At 69.8% G+C, this 778-nt stretch carries 1 protein-coding gene and 1 pseudogene; both read right to left on the bottom strand.

Annotated features, from left to right (window positions below; all coding sequences use genetic code 11):
* The coding region (locus tag AC1DY5_RS57490; protein WP_478123016.1) for an SDR family oxidoreductase at positions 1–325 on the bottom strand (325 nt) is incomplete at its 3' end.
* 19 nt (positions 326–344) lie between these two features.
* Positions 345–778: pseudogene (locus tag AC1DY5_RS57485) on the bottom strand (ribonuclease R); the annotation flags it as partial.

Below are 778 nucleotides of genomic sequence, written 5' to 3'. Positions count from 1 at the left end.
GCCACTGCTCGGGGGTCCAATCCTCGAACGGGCCCGGCGGATTGCCGACGCCGGCGTTGTTGAACAGCAGGTCGACGCGGCCGAAGCGCTCGACCGCGGCCGCGAACAGCGCCTTCACCGATTCCGCGTCGGCCACGTCGGTCGGCACTGCCACTGCCCGCGCGCCGGCGCCCGACTCCTGGGCGACCTGCTCGAGCGGCTCTTGCCGACGCCCTGCCAGCACCACGCTCCAACCATCGCCCAGCAAGGCCAGCGCAGCAGCCCTGCCGATGCCGCTGCCGGCGCCCGTGACGACCGCGATGCGGCTTGTCTTCTCACCACTCATTCCTGTGCTCCTTGTTTTTTCAACGGCGCGGCTTGCGCCCCTTCATCTTGTTGGCGGCCTTCTTGACTGCGGTCCTGAAGGCCTGCATCGCAGATTGTGGCGCCGCTGACGCGACCCGGCCCGTCCGCTCCGCATGTTCGGTGCGTTCCGTGCGCTCGACCGGTGCCTCCGCCTTGCTGCGCGAGCGCTTGGCCGAGGCCTTGACCGGCACGCCCGCGGATGCCGCGCCCTTGTCCTTCATGGCGCGGGCCGTCAGTTCCTCGCCTTCGCGCACCAGGCGGAAGTCGATCTTGCGGCCGTCGAGGTCGACCCGGCTCACCTGCACCCGCACGCGGGTGCCGATCGCATAGCGGATGCCGGTGCGCTCGCCGCGCAGTTCCTGCCGGTGCTCGTCGAACTTGAAGTACTCGCCGCCGAGCTCGGTGATGTGCACCAGGCCCTCGACAGACATCG

The organism is Variovorax sp. P4_D9 (genome assembly GCF_056401695.1).
Note: the sequence above shows the minus strand (reverse complement) of the source record. Positions and strands in the feature narration are given on the sequence as shown.